Annotated in this window: 14 protein-coding genes and 1 pseudogene; 4 read left to right on the top strand and 11 right to left on the bottom strand. The window is 63.6% G+C overall.

Translation table 11 applies throughout. The features are described 5' to 3' along the window. Positions 1–72 precede the first annotated feature (72 nt). A complete protein-coding gene (locus tag ACX36O_RS09905; RefSeq protein ID WP_488359720.1) occupies positions 73–1,968 on the top strand; it encodes a sensor histidine kinase in 1,896 nt (631 codons plus the stop codon). Beyond that, on the top strand, positions 1,955–2,587 hold the full coding sequence (locus tag ACX36O_RS09910) for a response regulator transcription factor (protein WP_213361317.1): 633 nt from the start codon (positions 1,955–1,957) through the stop codon (positions 2,585–2,587). Before ACX36O_RS09905 ends, ACX36O_RS09910 begins: the two co-directional genes overlap by 14 nt. A 172-nt stretch (positions 2,588–2,759) precedes the next feature. Here ACX36O_RS09910 and ACX36O_RS09915 read toward each other — a convergent pair. The 6 genes and pseudogenes from ACX36O_RS09915 to ACX36O_RS09940 form a co-directional block, all read right to left on the bottom strand. Beyond that, positions 2,760–3,270: pseudogene (locus ACX36O_RS09915) on the bottom strand (helix-turn-helix domain-containing protein); the annotation flags it as partial. A gap of 172 nt (positions 3,271–3,442) precedes the next feature. Next, on the bottom strand, positions 3,443–4,756 hold the full coding sequence (locus ACX36O_RS09920; protein ID WP_488359721.1) for a zinc ribbon domain-containing protein: 1,314 nt from the start codon (positions 4,754–4,756) through the stop codon (positions 3,443–3,445). 94 nt (positions 4,757–4,850) lie between these two features. Then, positions 4,851–5,696: a hypothetical protein gene (locus ACX36O_RS09925; protein WP_488359722.1), complete on the bottom strand. Its 846-nt coding sequence runs from the start codon at positions 5,694–5,696 to the stop codon at positions 4,851–4,853. A 74-nt stretch (positions 5,697–5,770) separates the two neighbouring features. Then, positions 5,771–6,283 carry a hypothetical protein gene (locus ACX36O_RS09930; protein ID WP_488359723.1) on the bottom strand — a complete coding sequence of 171 codons (513 nt, stop codon included), beginning with the start codon at positions 6,281–6,283 and terminating at the stop codon, positions 5,771–5,773. Between the two features lie 95 nt (positions 6,284–6,378). Continuing rightward, positions 6,379–6,783 (bottom strand): hypothetical protein, encoded by a 405-nt coding sequence (locus ACX36O_RS09935; RefSeq protein ID WP_488359724.1) that lies wholly within the window; start codon positions 6,781–6,783, stop codon positions 6,379–6,381. A gap of 224 nt (positions 6,784–7,007) precedes the next feature. Then, positions 7,008–13,103 (bottom strand): excinuclease ABC subunit UvrA, encoded by a 6,096-nt coding sequence (locus ACX36O_RS09940; RefSeq protein ID WP_488359725.1) that lies wholly within the window; start codon positions 13,101–13,103, stop codon positions 7,008–7,010. A 207-nt stretch (positions 13,104–13,310) separates the two neighbouring features. Between ACX36O_RS09940 and ACX36O_RS09945 the strand changes: the two genes are divergently transcribed. Continuing rightward, positions 13,311–13,865: an NADPH-dependent FMN reductase gene (locus tag ACX36O_RS09945; protein ID WP_488360236.1), complete on the top strand. Its 555-nt coding sequence runs from the start codon at positions 13,311–13,313 to the stop codon at positions 13,863–13,865. A gap of 12 nt (positions 13,866–13,877) precedes the next feature. Here the strand turns inward: ACX36O_RS09945 and ACX36O_RS09950 are convergent, their stop codons facing one another. Further along, positions 13,878–14,561: a LysE family translocator gene (locus ACX36O_RS09950; RefSeq protein WP_091813520.1), complete on the bottom strand. Its 684-nt coding sequence runs from the start codon at positions 14,559–14,561 to the stop codon at positions 13,878–13,880. Positions 14,562–14,718: 157 nt separating this feature from the next. On the opposite strand from ACX36O_RS09950, the gene ACX36O_RS09955 reads away from it, so the two are divergent. Further along, on the top strand, positions 14,719–16,185 hold the full coding sequence (locus tag ACX36O_RS09955) for an aminotransferase-like domain-containing protein (protein ID WP_488359726.1): 1,467 nt from the start codon (positions 14,719–14,721) through the stop codon (positions 16,183–16,185). A 5-nt stretch (positions 16,186–16,190) separates the two neighbouring features. Here ACX36O_RS09955 and ACX36O_RS09960 read toward each other — a convergent pair whose 3' ends face one another. From ACX36O_RS09960 to ACX36O_RS09975, 4 genes are all read right to left on the bottom strand, one after another. Continuing rightward, entirely contained in the window at positions 16,191–16,619 is a 429-nt protein-coding gene (locus tag ACX36O_RS09960) for an acyl-CoA thioesterase (RefSeq protein ID WP_091813517.1), read from the bottom strand. Positions 16,620–16,654: 35 nt separating this feature from the next. Then, a complete protein-coding gene (locus ACX36O_RS09965) occupies positions 16,655–17,689 on the bottom strand; it encodes a zinc-binding dehydrogenase (RefSeq protein WP_488359727.1) in 1,035 nt (344 codons plus the stop codon). A gap of 82 nt (positions 17,690–17,771) precedes the next feature. Further along, complete coding sequence (locus ACX36O_RS09970) at positions 17,772–18,953, bottom strand: acyl-CoA dehydrogenase (RefSeq protein WP_488359728.1); 1,182 nt, start codon at positions 18,951–18,953, stop codon at positions 17,772–17,774. Between the two features lie 76 nt (positions 18,954–19,029). Then, entirely contained in the window at positions 19,030–20,193 is a 1,164-nt protein-coding gene (locus ACX36O_RS09975) for an acyl-CoA dehydrogenase family protein (RefSeq protein ID WP_371698338.1), read from the bottom strand. Positions 20,194–20,206 lie beyond the last annotated feature (13 nt).

Consider the following 20,206-nt stretch of genomic DNA (forward strand, 5'->3'; position numbering starts at 1 on the left):
GATGCTTTTCCCTATGCCGCTGCATGCTTGTACCGACTGCCCCGCGGCAGGGTGGCGGCCTAGAATGGGGCCATGAGGATGGTTGCTGGACTGTGGCGGCGGTGTCGGGCGGGAGCGTTTGCGCTGGCCTGCCTGCTGGGCGTGGCTGCTTCGTCGGCACAGGGTGCGCCCGATGCGCCATCCGCCCCCGCCAGTACGGCCGCTGCTGCCGCCAGGCCCGCCGCTTCTGCTCCCGAAGTGCGCATCGGCGTGCTCGCCTTCATGCGCGATGACAGCATCGCCATGGACTGGCGCCCGCTGTTGCAGCACCTGCAGGATACCCTGCCCGGCTACCGCTTCAGCCTGCAATACCTGGACCACAACGGCCTGAGCCAGGCGGTCGAATCCGGCACCATCGCCTTCCTGATCACCAACCCCGGCCAGTACGTGGAGCTGGAATCGCGCCACGGCGTAACACGCCTGCTCACGCTGGACCACGGCATGCAGGAAGGCAGCGCCAGCGGAGCGGCCTTTGGCTCTACCGTGATTACCCTGCGCGATCGCGCCGACCTGCAGCAGTTGCAGGACCTGCGCAACCAGCGCCTGGCGGTGGTCGGCCAGGAAGCCTTTGCCGGCTACCAGATTCTGTGGGGCGAAATGGCGCGCATCGGCATGGACCCGGCGGTGGACAGCGCGCGCCTGATCCTTACCGGCCTGCCAATGGAACAGGTGGTACAGGCCGTGCTGGACGGCAAGGCCGATGCCGGCGTGATCCGCACCTGCCTGCTGGAAGCGCATCCGCAGTGGCAGCAGCAACTGCGCGTGGTGGCGCCGGTGCAGTTGCCGGGCTTTCCGTGTGCGAGCTCTACCCGCCTCTACCCCAACTGGCCAGTGGCCAGCCTGCGCGGCACCTCGCCGGAACTGGCCAAGCAACTCACCGCCTCGCTGCTGGGCATGACGGTGGCGGCCGACCAGATGAGCTGGTCGGTGCCGGCCGATTACCAGTCGGTGCACGAACTTTTCCGCACGCTGGAAATCGGGCCCTACGCCTACCTGCGCGAGCCCACCCTGATGGTGCTGGCGCAGCGCTACTGGCCCTGGGTGGCCGGGCTGGCGCTGCTGATCGTGCTGTGGATCGTCTATACCGTGCATGTGGAGCACCAGGTGCGTGCACGCACGGCGGCGCTGCAGCAGGCGCTGGATGCGCGCGATGCGCTTGAAGACAAGGCACGCCAGGCCAAGGAACAGGCCGACCACATGGCGCGGCTGTCGGTGCTGGGCGAACTCTCGAGCACGCTGGCGCACGAGCTGAACCAGCCACTGGCCGCCATCGGCAACTATGCGCGCAGCCTGCTACGCCGCGCCGACCAGCAACGCCTGACGGACGATGCCGTGCGCACCGCCGCCGGCGAAGTGGCCACCCAGGCCGATCGCGCCGCCGACATCGTCACCCGCATCCGCAGCTTCTCGCGCAAGCGCAGCGCGCAAAGCGGCCCCGTCTCGCCAGTGCGCCTGGCCGAAGATGCCGTGGCCCTGTTCCGCGGCATGATGGTGCATGCACCCACCGTACTGGTGCACAACCGCGTGCCGGACGATGTGCTGGTGGATGCCGACGCCCTGCAGATCCAGCAGGTGCTGCTCAACCTGCTGAAAAACGGACTGGACGCCACGCGCCAGCTGGAGCCGGAACACCAGACGCTGCAAATCGCGCTGGATGCCGACGCCCGACAGGTGCAACTGGCCGTGCAGGACGACGGCGAACCGCTGCCGCCGGATGCGCTGCACAGCCTGTTCCAGCCCTTCTACACCACCAAGCCCGACGGCCTCGGCCTGGGCCTGGCCATCTGCCGCACCATTGCCGAGGCGCATGGCGGCCGGCTCGATGCGCGCGCGGGCGACCACGGCCGCGGCCTGCGCTTCACGCTGACGCTGCCTCGCTACCTTCCCCCTCCCCCACTTGCTGAGGCCCCTGCCTATGACCCAGCCTGACCTCTGGCATCTGCACGTCGTCGACGACGATGCCGCCTTCCGCCGCTCCCTGCTGTTCCTGCTCGAATCCATGGGCTGGGACGTGACCGGCCATGCCTCTGGGCCGGAGTTTCTGGCCGCCTGCCCCGAGCCGGACGAACGCATCGGCTGCCTGCTGCTGGACATCCGCATGCCGCAGATGAGCGGGCTGGAACTGCAGCGCACGCTGGGCGAGCGCGGCTGGACCACGCCGGTGGTGTTCATCACCGGCCATGGCGACGTGGAACTGGCCGTGCAGGCGATGAAACAGGGGGCGTTTGATTTTCTGGAAAAGCCGTTCAAGGATCAGCGGCTGCTGGATGTGGTGAGCGCGGCACTGCGCCAGCATGAGGCCACGCTGCAGCGCGACAGCCGCACGCGCGAGGCGCATGAGGCGCTGGCGCGCCTGTCACCGCGTGAGGCGGAAGTGGCGCTGCTGGTGGCGCGCGGGCTGCCGAACAAGCTGGTGGCCAGGGAACTGGATATCAGCGAGAAGACCGTGCATATCCATCGGCAGCATGTGATGGAGAAGCTGGGGATCGGCAGCGCGGCGGAATTGGCGCGGGTGGTGTTGCGGGCGGATCCGGGGGCGTTGGATTGATTCCCGCCCCTTGCATTTGCGGCGAATAAGGCGCTTATTCTCCGCATGAATTGCGGAGAATCGCAGGGTTAAGTTGCTGCGGCATAGAAGAACCCAGCTATCAGGAAGAGCAAGAACGCTACAGCTTGCGCGGCGGCGAACAATCCTTGCCAGTTCAGGCTTTTAACTGTAGAAGTTCAGAAAACTCCTGCAGGATCGTCTTGTGGAAGCGCTCGCAGATACCGTTGGTCTGTGGGTGATTGGCCTTGGTCTTGCTGTGCTCGATGTCGTTGATCGCCAGGTACAACTGATAGTCATGCGTCTCGGCCTTGCCACTTCTTGCGCTCCAGTGCGGCCACCTGGGCTTCTGTCAGCACGGCCCCTGTTTGTGCCACTTGCGCCTCCAGTTGTGCGAGCCGCTGCTTGAAGCTGGCCAGGTTGTGTCGCAACCAGATCGATCGCACCCCTGAGCCAGAGACGAAGATGCCACGCTGGCGCAGCTCATTGCTGGCACGCAGTTGGCCGTGGGCAGGTTGCTCCAGGGCATAGGCAATCACAGCAGCCTCTACGGCCTCTTCGACGCGGTTCTTGGGATTGGGTTTGCGCCGGTTGCTGTCCAGCAGCGCTTGCACGCCGCCTTGTTCGTGCGCGTCACGGTAGCGATAGAAGGTATCGCGCGAGACGCCCATGACACGACATGCGCGCGGCGTCTTTCACGCGGCCGAAGAGTCTTGAGAGCCAAGCCATTTGGTCTATGACGTCTAACGCCTGAGTTAAGCCGCGCTGCGTAGTGGCTCGGCGTTGTGCTAGAAGCTAGCACAAAAGGCCGGGCCACGAAGCGGCGTCGGCTTGAACGAATTGTTAGACTGCAGTCCGTTACTTTCCTAACTGCCAGAGCTTGCTCTTGATTGATTGTTCACCGATAGCAGCCAGTACCGCTGCTATTTTTTCAGGCGGAAGTTCTTTGACGGCCGCTTGAATAGGGGTTACTGCATCATCATGTGGCCCTTTTTCATAGAGTCTGACAGGACTTTCACCAAAATTTGAGATGGCAATGTCAGCTAGTTTTTCCAGCAGCGCGTCGTCCTCCAGCGCTCCAATCTCTTCTTTGTAGGATTGGTAGGCCAGCGCAGAGGCAGTCTTATATTCATAGTCTTCTTGGACGCGAGAAACTCGTCCAAGCTGAGTGGCCGCGTACCAGCCCAACCACACGGCTGGAGCAGCAAGCCCTAATCTCCGCAACAAGTTGACTGTCAGACTTTCATAAGTAAGTTCTGTTAGATCTACGGAGAACCGGATTGCTAAGCAAACAAGCAAGATGATGGAGGCGAGAAAAATGCTACCCCAGACAAACCTCTCCTTTCCGAGGTTGCGGCTCCTGCTCTGGAAAGCGCCCGCAAGACCTTGATCCCGAACTTGCTTTAGAGCTTGCCGAACAGATTCAAGTGCCGCCTTTGCCTCTGCATCCGTTGTGGTAATCGTCTTTTGTGTTGACTCAATGCGCTTGGCAAGCGAATCTTCTTGTGCTAGCGCTGCCGCGCGCACTTGATCAATTTCGTCCCGTGCGGCCTTTGAGTCAGCTTCGAGGCCTTTGATATGAGCCGCTGAGCTGCTCACCTCTTCTGCGAGAGCGGCAATATTTTCGTGAGTTTGAGATATAGCATCCAATGCCTCGGAGGCTTTCTCAGAGTCTTCGGAAAGTTTATTCGCACGCGTTTCTACATCAGCTTCCAGTCGAGTGATGGTGCGCGCGGTTCCAGCGGCTGAGATAACAGCCTCAATGTCTGCTTCAGACTTATCCGTTAGGACTTTTGCAATTTCTTTGTTCAGAGAGGCTTGGCTACGCGTCAACGTCGCAATAAGTTGACGTGCGTTGTTCAACGCTTCAAGAAAGCCGCTACCCAGCATCCAGCCGACACCGTTGGAACGCGCATTGATTAGAAGGCTATTTACTGTGCTAAGCAGGCTAGATATTGGTTGGTCTGCGACCGCTACCTCAGGAGATGATGTCCAATAGCCTTTGGAATCGAGCGCATCAACTAAAGACTTCAGCCTTAGGAAATACTCATCGAGTGATGAGTAAGAAAGATGTACACCGTGCGGGCTGAAGTCTGACTCTGAAGGTCGTTGGTCTTTCAAAAGCTGCCAGTTCTCCAGCAGGCTATTAAGAGCGTCACCTGTCTTGCTCACGGAATCCCCCTGTAACCGTCACTGCAGTCTAACGCGTGAATTAAGCCGAGCCGCGAAGCGGCTTCGGCTTGAATGAATTGTTAGACCGCATGCCTCACTCCTGAGTCCTGAAGCCTGACAACCAAGATTCATAGTCTTCCCGTGGTGGCATGAGCCCAGATCGGCGCGGGCCAGAGAAGTCCACGGAATTGGCTTTTGGAGCCTCACGGCGGATCTTAAGTAGCTTATCGCGCATGCGCGATGCGTGAGCCTGAAGCTCTTCAGCGAGTTCTGTGCTGAAGAACGCGACGTCATTTGTGTACTGAGAAACAGCAACCATGGTGTCGTGATACATGGCATTTGTATTCCCGTCCGGTCGCTTCAACCCGAAGTAGTCGAAGCACAGAACGTGCGATGGAAGGTTGGCCTTGTGAAAAGAATCGATCATCTCTGACCGGGTGTTGATCGCATGCGTAAGCTCAGTAATGGATTGCTCGACCATCGAGACAAGTGCTAGTGCCCGCCCTGGCATAAGCTGGGCGGAGAACGTTAAGTTCTTGAGCGTTTCGATTGGAAGCGTCAGCGGAGTGATCTTGGTCAGTTGGATTTGGAAGGTGGTTGGCTGCGCCGGGGCACCATTTGTCAGATTGTTCTGTAGAACTTCGGCAGCATCACGGTCTTTAAAGTACTGGTCAGACAGCGGCTTTATGTGCTGCTTCTTTACCGAAAGAGCCTGATTGGCGATGGTCGATGCTAGAACGACTATGGCGTTTGCCTGTCGCAAGGCTTCTAGGAGTTCTTTGGCTCTAGCGGATCGCTCCGCAAGGCTCTGCGCCCCCCAGACGCCGAATCCAGCGCCAGCTAGCGCCGATAAAAACGCGCTTATGAAGGACGAATTGAGGAAGCCGACAATGCTTCCCCATGCAGCGTTCAAAGAATCTGGCAGGTCGAGACAGAGCATGCTGTGCGTTCTAACGTTGAAAATCACCGGACGGCAAAAAGCGCAGCTTTTTGATGGTCCGGTGGATTGTGATGTTAGACATCGATCTCTCGCTCCGAGCAGTACTCTTTGAAAAACTGTTCAATGCGTTCATCAGTGAAGCCATATTTGTCTCTCAGCGGTTTGGTTACTGCTTCTAGGGTTTCATCTGCGCGTGAGAACAGCGCCTGAGTTTCCTCAAGCTCTGAGATCATTTTCATTCGCCCTGCTTCATTCATGAATTCGTCAGAGCGTTCCCGGAAATAATGGTGAGCAAGCCAGTTACGGTTTTTCAGAGCAGCAGAAAGTAGAGATTCCAGATCATCTGGAACGGTCAATTCGGTCTTTAAGGCAGAAATCATTCGGCCCAAGGTCTTCTCGAAGTGTGCGCCAAGAAATTGGTCGAACTTTTCATGCCATTCAGATGAGGAACGAATCTTTCCGATGTTGTTAGGGATCAGTGAGGCGTAGACCAACGCGTTTCCAATTCCGTGCTCAAGCACTTGACTGAGATAGATCGCAAGCCCGAAGTGGGCGTAAACCTCTTTGACTTGTTCGGCGCTATCCATTGATGTCTAATAGTAGAGGTGAGGGGCGGCCGGAGCGCGAAGCGCGGAGGGAACCTGCAAGCGCAGCTTGCAGGCCGTCCCTCTCGACCGCCATGTTAGGTTTTGTCGCCAAACCGGAGAAATATGATTTTTTCATCAACAGACTCCAATTCGAGTTCAGATCTCAACGACTGACGCAGGTCTGCCAACAAGCTGTCAAGTTGTGCTTGGCCGCTACCGGAAATTGCCTTGGCAAATTCAGAGGCCATTCTTACTTGAGCAGGAGACCCCAATAGCTGAATGTCAGCGACCGCTGATTCGAGCTGAGTTCTCTTCGATTTTGGATCATGAGGATTTGCTGCTCCTTCTAGGCGTCGATATGCCTCAAGAAGATAGCTAACGCGCAATTTCCGGCGTTCGTTAGCAAGATCGCGGCGAGCGGACAAGGCATGCGCAGCCCACCATCCGAGGGCTGCAACAATAAAGGTAACGAACAGTTGAGCGAAGAGCTTCCAGTCCATTTTGGAGAAACCTAACGTTCAGTATGCACCTCCACGGTGCATACTTCAAAAATTTTGGTGTATAGCAGTCATATCTCCCTATAAACCCAACGCCGATCAACAACCTAGCATCAGATATGACCCTATTGACAGTGTATAGCACTTTAGTCGCCCATCAGGCGCTAGAAGCATGCTCTCGGCAAGCGGCGGCTAATGCTCGCAAATAGCTGCACAGCGCTGCTGGCTTAGCCTGCTTCCCGAGCCAGCACCGGCCTCAGAGCCTCCCCCGTATGGCTCCCACAAGCCACCACCTCCTCCGGCGTCCCAGCCACCACCTCCTCCGGCGTCCCAGCCACCACCAGCCTCCCCCCGCCAGTCCCCCCTTCCGGCCCCAGGTCCAGAATCCAGTCCGCCTCCGCAATCACATCCAGATCGTGCTCGATCACGACCACGCTGTGCCCGCCATCCACCAGCCGGTGCAGCACGCGGATCAGCTTTTCCACATCGCTCATGTGCAGCCCCACCGTGGGCTCGTCCAGCACATACAGCGTATGCGGCGTTTTCTGTCCGCGGCGCGTCACGTCGTCGCGCACCTTGGTCAGTTCGGTCACCAGCTTGATGCGCTGCGCCTCGCCGCCGCTCAGCGTGGGTGAGGGCTGGCCCAGCGTCAGATAGCCCAGCCCCACATCCTGCAGCAGCTTGAGCGGATGCGCGATGGACGGCATGCTGGCGAAGAATTGCACCGCCTCGTCCACCTCCATCTGCAGCACGTCGCCAATGCTCTTGCCGCGCCAGGTCACGGCCAGGGTTTGCGGGTTGAAGCGCGCGCCGTGGCAGACTTCGCACGGCACTTTCACGTCCGGCAGAAAATTCATCTCGATGGTGCGCATGCCCTGCCCTTCGCAGGCCGGGCAGCGCCCCTCGCCGGTGTTGAAGCTGAAGCGCCCCGGGCCAAAGCCGCGCGCACGCGCCTCCAGCGTGTCGGCATAGAGCTTGCGCACCGTGTCCCAGAAGCCGATATAGGTTGCCGGGCAGGATCGCGGCGTTTTCCCGATCGGGGTCTGGTCCACTTCCAGCACACGTGCAATCGCCTCATAGCCCTGCACGCCGCTACAGCCGGACCAGGCCGGGCGTTCGCCCCGCGCATCGGCCTCGCGCCCCGCCTTGGTGGAGCGCTGCAGCACAATGGCTTCGACATTGCTCAACAATACATCGCGCGCCAGCGTGGATTTGCCCGAGCCGCTCACGCCCGTCACGGCCACCAGCCGGTGCAGCGGCACCTGCACGTCCAGATTCTGCAGGTTGTGCAGGGCGGCACCGGTCACGCTCAGCCACTCCAGCGCCGGCTGCTGCTCCGCGTCCGCGCTTTCGCCCCGCACCGGCCGGCGCGTGCCGCGCATCGGGTGGCGCATGGCCTCGCGCAGATAGCGCCCAGTCACCGAATCGGCATCCGCCTCAATGTCAGCCACCGTCCCCTCGGCCACCACGGTGCCGCCGCGCACGCCCGCTCCCGGCCCGATGTCGATCACATGGTCAGCGCGGCGGATGGTGTCTTCGTCGTGCTCCACCACCAGCAGGGTGTTGCCCTTGTCGCTCAGGTCCTGCAGCGCGTTGATCAGGATGTGGTTGTCGCGCGGGTGCAGGCCGATGGTCGGCTCGTCCAGCACGTAGCACACGCCCTGCAGGTTGCTGCCCAGTTGCGCCGCCAGCCGGATGCGCTGCGCCTCGCCGCCGCTCAGGGTGGGCGCGCCACGGTCCAGCGTGAGGTAGCCCAGGCCCACCTGCTGCAGAAAGGCCAGGCGGCTGCGGATTTCGGGCACGATGTCGCGCGCGATGTCGGCCTCGCGGCCGCTGAAGGCCAGGCCATCCACCCAGGCTGCCACATCGGCCACGCTCAGCGCCGCCACGTCGGCAATGCCGATGCCGTGCAGGCGCACATGGCGCGCGATCGGGTTCAGGCGCGTGCCGTGGCAGGTGGGGCACGGCTGGTCGCCAACGCCCTCCACTTCCGGCTCGGCAAAAGTCTGCTCGCGGCCCTTGTTGTCCTTGTCGGCCACGGAATCGTCCAGGGCCTTGCGCTGTTCCTTGCTCAGCTTCACGCCGGTGCCGACGCAATCCGGACACCAGCCATGTTTGCTGTTGTAGCTGAACAGGCGCGGATCGAGTTCCTCGTAGCTGGTGCTGCATACCGGGCAGGCGCGCAGCGTGGAATACACCTGCACGCGGCCAATGCCGGCGCCGGTGCCGCCATCGGCCATGGCTTCGGCCAGGCCGGCGAGATCGCTCATGACGTGTACCACGCCCTTGCCGTGGCGCAGCGCATCGCGCACGCCTTCGCGCAGCAGCATCTCGTTTTCGGGCGTCACGTCCAGGCTCAGCACCGGCAATGCGATGTCGTGTTCCTTGAAGCGGTCCAGCCGTGGAAAGCCCATGGTCGGCAGAAATTCGCCATCCACGCGCAGATGCTTATGGCCGCGCGGGCGCGCCCAGTCGGCCAGTTCGGTATAGACGCCCTTGCGCCCGCTCACCAGCGGCGCCAGCAGGCCGATGTGCTCGCCGCGGTGCTCGCGCAGGATCTGCGCGACGATGCGGTCCGCCGTTTGAGGCTGCACCGGGGCATCGTCGTGCACGCAGTGCTGCACGCCCAGCTTCACGTACAGCAGGCGCAGGAAGTGCCACACCTCGGTGGTGGTACCCACCGTGCTCTTGCGGCCGCCACGGCTCAGGCGCTGCTCGATCGCGACCGTGGGCGGAATGCCATACACCGCGTCCACCTCGGGGCGGCCGGCCGGCTGCACCATGCTGCGGGCGTAGGCATTGAGGCTTTCCAGATAGCGCCGCTGGCCTTCGTTGAAGATGATGTCGAACGCCAGTGTGGATTTGCCCGAGCCGCTCACGCCGGTGATGACGTTGAACTTGCCGCGCGGGATCTGCACGGAGAGGTTCTTGAGGTTGTGTTCGTGGGCGTGGACGACTTCGATGGCGTTGCTGCGGCGCTGGGGGGTGGCTAGCGTGGGGGCCGGGCGGCCTGGGGCCATGGATCCGACAGCATTTGCTGCAGATCCATACGCTGCCAGCGGTTCCTGCACACGCAATGCAGCACTGGATCCTTTTGCCGCGTCAGCGCCCTCTTCACCGGCACCTGGCACTTGTTGGAGCGACCCAGCGGCTTCACCCCAGCCCATCGCCACATCGTATTCCCGCAACGCCGCGCCGGTATGGCTGGCCGGATTCTGCCGCACCTGCTCCGGCGTACCCTCGGCCACGATGCGGCCGCCGCCGTCGCCGCCTTCCGGCCCGAGGTCGATCAGCCAGTCGCTGGCGCGGATCACGTCGAGGTTGTGCTCGATCACCACCAGCGAATGCCCGGCATCCAGCAACTGACGGAAGGCGCGCATCAGCTTGGCGATGTCGTCAAAATGCAGGCCGGTGGTCGGCTCGTCGAACAGGAATAGCGTGCCTTTGCGCGCCAGACTCTGCCGGCTCTTGGCGGCAGACTTGGCCGCGTCGGCGAGGAAGCCCGCCAGCTTCAGGCGCTGCGCCTCGCCCCCGCTCAGCGTGGGCACGGGCTGGCCCAGCTTCACGTAATCCAGGCCCACATCAACGATGGGCTTGAGTGCGCGCAGTACCTCGCGGTCGGCGGCAAACAGCAGCACCGCCTCATTCACCGTCAGCTCCAGCACATCGGCCACGTTGAGCGTGCGGCCGCCGCGCTCGATGTTCACCTCCAGCACCTCGGGGCGATAGCGCTTGCCGTCGCAGTCCTGGCAGCGCAAATAGACGTCACTCAGGAACTGCATTTCCACATGCTCGAAGCCGCTGCCGCCGCAGGTCGGGCAGCGCCCGTCGCCGCTGTTGAAGCTGAACTTGCTGGCCGTGTAGCCGCGCTCCTGCGACAGAGGCGCGGTGGCAAACTGCTGACGGATCGCGTCCCAAGCGCCCACGTAGCTCACCGGGTTGGAGCGCGCCGTCTTGCCGATGGGCGACTGGTCCACGAACACCACATCGGCCAGATGGTCGGCACCCAGCAGACGGTCGTGTGCGCCAGGCGATTCGGTGGCCTTGCCGAATTGGCGCAGCAGTGCCGGCGCCAGCACATCCTGAATCAGCGTGGACTTGCCGGAGCCGCTCACCCCGGTCACGCACACCAGGCGCTGCAGCGGGATTTCCAGCGAGACGTTCTTCAGATTGTTGGCGCGCACGCCTTCCAGCAGCAGGCGCGGCGTGTTGGCTTCCACCGCGCGCGGCTGCCAGCGCTGCGGGTCGATCACCTGACGGCGGCCGCCTAGGTACTCGCCGGTGACCGTGTCGGCGCGCTTGAGCGCTTCGGTCGGGCCGTCGAACACGATGGCACCGCCGCGCTCGCCGGGGCCGGGGCCCATGTCGATCATGCGGTCGGCCGCCCACATCACGGCCGGGTCGTGCTCCACCACCACCAGCGTGTTGCCGGCATCGCGCAGGCGCAGCATGGCCTCGGTGATGCGGTGCATGTCGCGCGGGTGCAGGCCGATGCTGGGCTCGTCCAGCACGAACAGCGTGTTCACCAGCGAGGTGCCCAGCGCCGTGGTCAGGTTGATGCGCTGCACCTCGCCGCCGCTCAAGGTGCGGCTCTGGCGGTCCAGTGTGAGATAGCCGATGCCCACATCGCACAGATAGCGCAGGCGGTTGTTGATTTCCTCGAACAGCAGCTTGCGGGCCTGGGTGTCGGCGGCGTCGGTCTGGGTGGCCGGCTGGCGGTCGTCCTGCCCCAGGCGGGCGAAGAAATCGCGCAGGCGGTCGAGCGGCAGCAACATCAGGTCATGCAGAGACAGACCCGGCAAGGAGGCAAGAGTTTCCCGATCCCAATCAACTCCCTTAGGCATGAATCGATCAGAAGGAGAAAGTACCGCATCGGCATCCGCCTTGCTGCCCACGCGCCAGAGCAGGCTCTCGGTCTTGAGGCGCGCGCCGCCGCAGGACGGGCATTCGGTGTAGCTGCGGTACTTGGACAGCAGCACCCGGATATGCATCTTGTAGGCCTTGCTCTCCAGGTAATCGAAGAAGCGCTGGATGCCGTACCACTGCTTGTTCCACTGTCCCTTCCAGCCCGGCGCGCCGTCGATCACCCAACGCTGCTGCGCCTCGGTCAGCTTGTTCCAGGGCGTGTCGCGCGGAATGCCGGCCGTTTCGGCGTGGCGCATCAGATCGTCCTGGCTTTCGCTCCAGGCCGGCGTCTGGATCGGCTTGATGGCGCCCTGGCGCAGCGTGAGTTTTTCGTCGGGAATCACCAGACCCCAATCCACTCCGATCACGCGACCGAAGCCGCGGCAGGCCTCGCACGCGCCCACGGCCGAGTTGAAGGAGAACATGGACGGAATCGGCGCGCTGTAGCTGATGCCGCTTTCGGGGCAATGCAGGCTACTGGAATAGCTCCAGATTTCGGGCGCCGCGTCTTCGCCGGACGCTGCCAGCGCATACACCGAAAGATGCCCGGCGCCGTGCTTGAGCGCCACTTCCAGCGCCTCGATCACGCGCGCACGTTCCACCTTGTCGATGCGGAAGCGGTCGGCCACCACGTCGAGCACCTTGCGCCCGCCTTCCGTGCGCTCGGCTTGAACGCGCGTGAAGCCGGAGGCGGACAGCCATTGCTCGACTTCTTCCGCCGTGGTGCTGGCGGGCAATTCGACCGGGAATGTGACGACCAGGCGCGGTGCTTCCGCTCCCGCCGCCCGCTCTGCACGCTCCGCCAGCGCTCCAGCCACGTCGGCGCGCTGAGCGGGAATGGGGTCGGCATGCTGCACCTGGGAGGCGTCTACGCTCTGCGCCGCCTGCACACCTGCACCATCGACCACACCACTCCGCCGCAGCAAATCCGCATAAATCGAATCCGGATTGTCCTGCCGCACCGGCAGCCCCGTCACCCGGTCGTGCAGGTGCGCAAAGCGTGCGAAGAACAGCTTCAGGTGATCGTTCAGCTCCGTCATGGTGCCGACGGTCGAGCGCGAGGTGCGCACCGGGTTGGTCTGGTCGATCGCAATCGCCGGCGGCACGCCTTCCACCTTGTCCACGGCGGGCTTGTCCATGCGGTCCAGAAACTGGCGTGCGTAGGCGCTGAAGGTTTCCACATAGCGCCGCTGGCCCTCCGCATATAGCGTGTCGAACACCAGGCTGGACTTGCCCGAACCGCTCGGCCCGGTCACCACCGTCAGCTCGCCGGTGCGGATATCCAGATCCAGATTGCGCAGGTTGTTCTGGCGCGCGCCGCGGATGCGGATCAGGCTGGCCAGATAGGCGCCCTCGCCCTGGCCACTGGCGGCGTCGGTGGAGGATTGCGGATCGGTAGTGGAGGAACGGTCAGACATGCGGTACCTTGCAGATAGGGGCCGGAAGATTGTAGAAGTTGCCAGCCGATCGCGCACTGGCAATAACGGCATTTGCGGGCGGGCTATTGGGCACGCCGCGCTCACGGTGGCGCAGGAATGGCGCACACTGCACAGGCATGCTCGCGATCGCGCCGTGGTCCTACAGCACCGGGTCCGCGCTTGCCGCATCCTCTGCTGGAAAAGGAGATTGCCATGACCCAAATCGCCGTCATCGTCGGCAGCCTGCGCCGCGATTCCTACAACCGCCGCCTGGCCCAGGCGCTGGAAAAACTCGCACCGCACGACTTCCAGTTCAAGTACCTCGACATCAGCCAGCTACCGCTCTACAACCAGGATGACGACAAGCAGCAGGCCGAAGTGGTGCTGCAATTCAAGCAGGCCATCAGCGACTCACAAGCGCTGCTGTTCGTCACGCCCGAATACAACCGTTCGGTCCCCGGCGTGCTGAAGAACGCGCTGGATCACGCATCGCGCCCCTACGGCAAGAACGTCTGGGCCGGCAAGCCGGCGGGTGTGCTGGGGGCCTCTATCGGCGCCATCGGCACGGCGCTGGCGCAGCAGCACCTGCGCAACATCCTGGCCTATCTGGATGCGCCCACGCTGGGGCAGCCCGATGTGTTCCTCAAGGTGGATGACAAGTTCTTTGCGGAAGACGGCAGCGTGGCCAATGAGGGCTCGCGCAAGTTCCTGCAGGGCTGGATGGATGCCTATGCCGCCTGGGTGAAGAAGCACGCGGCCTGACCCCTTGCCCACTCACTGGCGCAGCAGCACCGGGGCCATCGACAGCAGCAATGCGGCTGCCATGCTCCAGTTGAACGCCTGCAACCGGGCAGGCTGCTGCAGCCAATGGCGCAAATGCTGGCCGGCAATCGCCCATACCGAGATGCACGGCAGATTGGTCACGCCAAACACCAGCGCGACCAGGGCAACGGCCGCAACGCCCTGCCCCGGAGGCAGATAGGCCGAGAGCAGGCCGAGCGCCATCATCCACATCTTGGGATTGACCCACTGGAAGGCTGCCGCGCCCAAGAACCCGAGCGGGCGGGCCAGCGCTTCTGCCGAAGATGCGCCCTGCGCATGGCCGGGTGGTTGCTGTGCAGCCCCGCCCGGCACAAGCGCTTCCTGCTCCAGGGCCTCCTGCGGTGCAGGCGCGCGCGTCATCTGCCAGGCCAGCCAGAGCAGATACGCCATGCCGCCCCATTGCACACCCTGCTGCAACAGCGGATGGCGCTGAAACAGCTCCAGCAGACCGAGGCCGGTCAGCACGATCATCACCGCACCGCCAACCGAGATGCCGAGCATGTGCGGCAGGCTGCGCTGCGCGCCAAACCGCACGCCGGAACTGAGCAGCATCAGGTTGTTGGGCCCCGGCGTGATGGACATCACCACGATGTAGGGAACGATGGACAGCGTGAGCGTGAGGACGTCGAGAGACATGGCAAGACCTTTGCAGAAACCGGTGGCGGGGCATCCGCCATCCAGGAAACGTCTCTGCATTACATCGCCCAAATCCAGTACAGATACAATACAGTTATTGAAACACTGCTGCCTTCTGTACCGGAAGCAATAGCGACACACCTTGGCGAGCGACAACATGACACCCGAGCCTGCTCCCCTTTCGCGCACGGACCCTGCCCCGCTGTCGGAGCAACTGGCCCGGCTTTTCGCCAGCCGCATCGACGCCGGCCTGATGGCGGCGGGCACGCGCCTGCCGTCCATCCGCCACTGCGCCAGCCGCTATGCCGTCAGCCCCCATACCGTGGTCGCGGCCTACGACCAGTTGCTGGCGCAGGGCCTGATCCGTTCGGAGCGCAACCGGGGCTTCTTTGTACGGGAGCGCAACGCACTGACTCCCGCCGCCAGCGCCGCTACGGCAGACCGCACTCCGCTCGCCTTTCCCAACGACATCGGCAGCCTGATCCGCACCATGTTTCCCGCCGGGGTGCGCAACCAGGTGAAGGACTCCATGGACGCCAGCCGCCCTTCGCCCGCCTCCGGTGTGCTGCCGGCAAGCTGGCTGGATGAAGGGCTGCTGATCAAGGCGCTGCGCCGCGCCGTGGCGCAGGACAACAGCTCCAGCGGAGCGCTGTATGGCACGGCCCAGGGCGACCCCCTGCTGCGCGACATGCTGGCCCTGCATCTGGAATCGCTCGGCATAACAACCCCCTCCGCGCAGATCATCACCACCAGCGGCGCCACCCATGCGCTGGATGTGGTGGCGCGCACCCTGCTCAGCCCCGGCGACGCGGTGCTGGTGGACAGCCCCGGCTGGTCGGTCGAATTCGCCCGGCTCACGCGCATGGGCGTGCGCCTGCTGCCCGTTCCGCGCGGCCCGCAAGGAGTGGATGTCGCCGCGCTGGAACACCTCGCTGCCACCCATCGGCCCAAGGCATATACAACGGTTTCAGTGCTGCACAACCCCACCGGCCATTCGCTGAACCTGACGCAGGCGCACCATGTGCTGCAACTGGCGCAGCAGTACGATTTCTTCATCGTCGAAGACGACACCTACGCCGCGTTCGCCCCCGCCCACAGCCCGCGCTATGCCGCGCTCGATGGCCTCAAGCGCACCTTCTACGTGACCGGCTTTGCCAAGATCATCGCCCCCGGCTGGCGTGTGGGATGCATTGCCGCCCCGGAGGACTGGATCCCCGAACTGCTGGACACCAAGCTGATCGCCGGCCTCAACACCGTCACACCGACCGAACGGGCACTCAGCCTGTGCCTGCAGCAGGGCTGGCTGCGCCGCCACACCGAAGCCGTGACCAGCCGGCTGGACGCCGCGCGCAGCCGCACCGTGCAGCTCGCCCTGCGCCATGGCGCCAGCTTCGCCGCGCCTCCTGCGGGGCTGTTCGGCTGGGTGGAAACCGGCGTCGATACCGAGCAACTGGCGCAGCGCCTGCTGGACCACGGCTGGCTGATTGCGCCCGGACACCTGTTCTATCCGGAGCGCTGCAGCAGCACGCGCATGCGGCTCAATTTCGCGGCAGGGCAGGATATGGCCTTCTGGCGGGCCTATCAGAGAGAGGTGCGCCTGTCAAAGGCAACGGCTGGCGGGTGAGACTTTCACACCGACAGCAGCTTCTCCCGCACCGCATCCGGCATGGGTGCCGCCTTGCGCGCCTGCTTGTCCACCAGCACCACGCCGACCTTGCCGCGCGCCACCTCGCGTTGCGTGGTCTTTTCGCGGATACGGAACACCACATCAAAGCCGTAGCGGCTCAAGTCGGCCGGCGCCATCTCGATCTGCAGCACATCGCCGTGGAAGCCTTCGGACAAGTATTGCGCACCCACGTCGCCCACTACCGTGCCCAGGCCGAGCACATCGCTCTCGTCATAGCCCAGCCAGCGGATGAAGCGCAGCCGCGCTTCGGACACCAGCGTGAGCAGCTGGGCGTTGTCGAGGTGGTTGCCGTGGTTGATGTGGCTGGTGTAGATCTGCAGTTCGGTGCAGAACGGGTAGTGGTCAAGAGCGTCGAATTTCAGGCGTGCCATGGGGATGTACTCGGTTCGTTTGACAGCACTATACGTCAGTCGCCAATGGCAATCGCCAGCTTGCCGAACTGTTCGTTGCGCTCCAGCACGTCCAGCCCTTCGTGGATCGCCTCCAGTGGCAGCACGCGGTCGATAAGGGGCCGCACCTTGCCTTGTGCACACCAGGCCAGCAAGTCCTGCAGCTCGCCCGGATTGCCCAGGGTGGAGCCGATCACCTGCAGCTGGCGGATGAACAGGCGGCGCAGGTCGGCGCCCGGCTGGTCCCCGGTCGTGGCACCGCAAGTGACGATGCGCCCGCCGCGCACCAGGGATTTGAGCGCCGTACTCCAGACCGCTTCGCCCACGTTCTCGAACACCAGGTCCACGCCGCGGCCGCCGGTCAGTTCCATCACGCGCTTCTGCACGTCCTCGGTGCCGCTGCAGATGCCGGCATCGGCTCCCAGTTCCAGCGCACGATCAACCTTGCGCTGTTCGCGCGAAGTGACGATGACGCGTGCGCCTGCCGCTTTGGCCAGCTGCATGCCGGCCAGCGACACGCCGCCGCCGATGCCGAACACCAGCACCGTCTCCCAGGGCTTGAGCTGTGCCTTGGTGAACAGCATGCGCCAGGCGGTCAGGTAGTTCACGCCCAGGGCGGCAGCTTCCTCGAAGCTCAGTCCGTCCGGGATCGGAAACACGTTGCCCGTCGGCACGGAGATGTACTCGGCCAGCGTGCCATCGCAATGCTCGCCCAGCGTCTGCATGCTGGTGCACAGCACCGGTTCGCCATGCTGGCAGAACTCGCAGCGGCCACAGGTAATGCCGGAATACAGCACCACGCGCTGGCCCGGCTGCAGCAGCCGTTCCTGCGCATCCACTTCCTCGATCACGCCGGCGCCGTCCACCCCCATGATCAGCGGCAGCTGGTGGCGAATACCGGCACCGCTGTCGCGCATGTACAGGTCCACCCGGTTGAGCGTGGCCGCGCGCAGACGCACCAGCACCTCGCCGGGCTTGCGCTGCGGCATCGGGCGCTCGCCCACCTGCACCACCTCGTTGCCGCCGTGGCCCTTAAGAAAAACTGCCTTCATTCCCTGTCTCCTTGCATGCAACAGGGCTCCCCGGGAGCCCTGCCATGCATGCTCTCATGATGCCATGCAGGCGCCATGCGCCTCAGAACGCGGCAATGCCGGTCTGGGCGCGGCCCAGGATCAGCGCATGGATGTCGTGCGTGCCCTCGTAGGTGTTCACCACTTCCAGGTTCACCAGATGGCGCGCAATGCCGAATTCGTCGCTGATGCCGTTGCCGCCCAGCATGTCGCGTGCCATGCGCGCAATCTCCAGCGCCTTGCCGCAGTTGTTGCGCTTGAAGATGCTGGTGATTTCCACCGCGGCCGTGCCTTCGTCCTTCATCCGGCCCAGGCGCAGCACGCCCTGCAGGCCCAGCGTGATCTCGGTCTGCATGTCGGCCAGCTTCTTCTGGATCAGCTGGTTGGCCGCCAGCGGCTTGCCGAACTGCTTGCGGTCCATGGTGTACTGGCGCGCCGTGTGCCAGCAGGCTTCGGCCGCGCCCAGCGCGCCCCAGGCGATGCCGTAGCGCGCGCTGTTCAGGCAGGTGAACGGGCCTTTCAGTCCACGCACCTCGGGGAAGGCGTTCTCTTCCGGCACGAATACCTCGTCCATCACGATCTCGCCGGTGATGCTGGCGCGCAGACCGACCTTGCCGTGGATGGCCGGAGCGCTCAGGCCTTTCCAGCCTTTCTCCAGCACAAAGCCGCGGATCGCGCCTTCATCGTCCTTGGCCCAGACCACGAACACATCAGCCACCGGCGAGTTGGTGATCCACATCTTGGAGCCGGTGAGGCTGTAGCCGCCATCGACTTTCTTGGCGCGGGTGACCATGCTGCCGGGGTCGGAGCCGTGGTTGGGTTCGGTCAGTCCGAAGCAGCCAATCCATTCGCCGGTGGCCAGCTTGGGCAGGTACTTCTGCTTCGTGGCCTCGTTGCCGAACTCGTAAATGGGCACCATCACCAGCGAGGACTGCACACTGGCCATGGAGCGGTAGCCGGAGTCGACGCGCTCGATTTCGCGGGCGATCAGGCCGTAGCAGACGTAGTTCAGGCCGGGGCCGCCGTACTGTTCGGGGATGGTGGGGCCGAGCAGGCCGAGTTCGCCCATCTCGCGGAAGATGGCCAGGTCGGTCTGCTCGTTGCGGAAGGCGTTGAGCACGCGCGGGGCGAGCTTGTCCTGGCAGTAGGCGGCGGCAGCGTCGCGCACCATGCGCTCGTCGTCGGTCAGCTGCTGGTCGAGCAGCAGTGGGTCATCCCATTGAAAAGTGGCTTTGTTCTGTGCCATGGTCAATTCCTTCGGTGTGTTTGTTCTGCGAATAAGCGTGAACGGCCAGCACCCGGAGGGCGTCTGGCCGCGGTGTTCATCCCCGTCCCATCAGCTCGCGGCCGATGATGATCTGCTGGATCTGGGTGGTGCCTTCGTACAGGCGCAGCAGGCGCACATCGCGGTAGAAGCGCTCCACCGGGAACTCGTTGATGTAGCCCGAGCCGCCATGCACCTGCACGCCGCGGTCGGCCACGCGGCCCACCATCTCGGTGCAGAACAGCTTGCAGCACGAGGCGCGCATGCTCACGTCCGGATCGCTGACGCTGGGCGAGGGCTTGGCGTCGTAGCGTTTGGCACAATCCTGCACCATGCTCCATCCGGCGTACAGCTCGGCCTGGCTGTCGGCCAGCATGGCCTGCACCAGCTGGAAGTCACCGATGCGCTTGCCGAACTGCTTGCGCTGCTGGGCATAGGCCACCGCCTCGTTCAGGATGCGCTGCGCCATGCCGCAGGCCACGGCCGAGATATGCAGGCGGCCACGGTCCAGCACCTTCATCGCGGTCTTGAAACCCTGGCCCGGCACGCCGCCGATGATGTTGGCGGCAGGCACGCGCACATTGTCCATGTTCACGTCGCAGGTCTTGGTGCCGCGCTGGCCCATCTTCTTGTCCGGCTTGCCCAGCGTCAGGCCCGGCAGATCGGCCGGCACGATGAAGGCACTGATGCCGCTGGCACCGGGGCCATCGCTGCGCGCCATCAGCGTGAAGGCGCCGGCGCGCGGGGCGTTGGTGATGAAGCGCTTGGTGCCGTTGAGCACATAGTGATCGCCATCGAGCTCGGCGCGGGTCTTGAGCGCCGCAGAGTCGGAGCCGGCATCCGGCTCGGTCAGCGCGAACGACATGATCAGCTCGCCCGTCGCCACCTTGGGCAGGATGGTCTGCTTCTGCTCCTCGGTGCCATCCATCAGGATGCCCTGCGAGCCGATGCCCACGTTGGTGCCGAACACCGAACGGAAGGCCAGCGCCGTGTGGCCGATCTCGTAGGCCACGCGGCATTCCTGCTCCATGGACAGGCCGATGCCGCCATAGGCTTCCGGAATGGACAGGCCGAACAGGCCCATGTCCTTCATGTCCTGCACGATGTCGGCGGGGACTTCGTCCTGCTCTTCCACCGCGTTCTCGGCCGGAATCAGGCGCTCGCGCACGAAGCGCTGCACCGAAGCCAGCAGCAAGTCGAAGGATTCGTTGTCAATTGCCATGGGATACTCCTCT

This window comes from Brachymonas sp. KE5 (assembly GCF_057773645.1).

What these genes read in the sequence shown, in the direction of transcription:
- ACX36O_RS09905 (WP_488359720.1), top strand. Translation starts at nt 73, where the DNA reads ATGAGGATGGTTGCTGGACTGTGGCGGCGGTGTCGGGCGGGAGCGTTT.
- ACX36O_RS09910 (WP_213361317.1), top strand. Translation starts at nt 1,955, where the DNA reads ATGACCCAGCCTGACCTCTGGCATCTGCACGTCGTCGACGACGATGCC.
- ACX36O_RS09925 (WP_488359722.1), bottom strand. Translation starts at nt 5,696, where the DNA reads ATGCTCTGTCTCGACCTGCCAGATTCTTTGAACGCTGCATGGGGAAGC.
- ACX36O_RS09930 (WP_488359723.1), bottom strand. Translation starts at nt 6,283, where the DNA reads ATGGATAGCGCCGAACAAGTCAAAGAGGTTTACGCCCACTTCGGGCTT.
- ACX36O_RS09935 (WP_488359724.1), bottom strand. Translation starts at nt 6,783, where the DNA reads ATGGACTGGAAGCTCTTCGCTCAACTGTTCGTTACCTTTATTGTTGCA.
- ACX36O_RS09940 (WP_488359725.1), bottom strand. Translation starts at nt 13,103, where the DNA reads ATGTCTGACCGTTCCTCCACTACCGATCCGCAATCCTCCACCGACGCC.
- ACX36O_RS09950 (WP_091813520.1), bottom strand. Translation starts at nt 14,561, where the DNA reads ATGTCTCTCGACGTCCTCACGCTCACGCTGTCCATCGTTCCCTACATC.
- ACX36O_RS09955 (WP_488359726.1), top strand. Translation starts at nt 14,719, where the DNA reads ATGACACCCGAGCCTGCTCCCCTTTCGCGCACGGACCCTGCCCCGCTG.
- ACX36O_RS09960 (WP_091813517.1), bottom strand. Translation starts at nt 16,619, where the DNA reads ATGGCACGCCTGAAATTCGACGCTCTTGACCACTACCCGTTCTGCACC.
- ACX36O_RS09965 (WP_488359727.1), bottom strand. Translation starts at nt 17,689, where the DNA reads ATGAAGGCAGTTTTTCTTAAGGGCCACGGCGGCAACGAGGTGGTGCAG.
- ACX36O_RS09970 (WP_488359728.1), bottom strand. Translation starts at nt 18,953, where the DNA reads ATGGCACAGAACAAAGCCACTTTTCAATGGGATGACCCACTGCTGCTC.
- ACX36O_RS09975 (WP_371698338.1), bottom strand. Translation starts at nt 20,193, where the DNA reads ATGGCAATTGACAACGAATCCTTCGACTTGCTGCTGGCTTCGGTGCAG.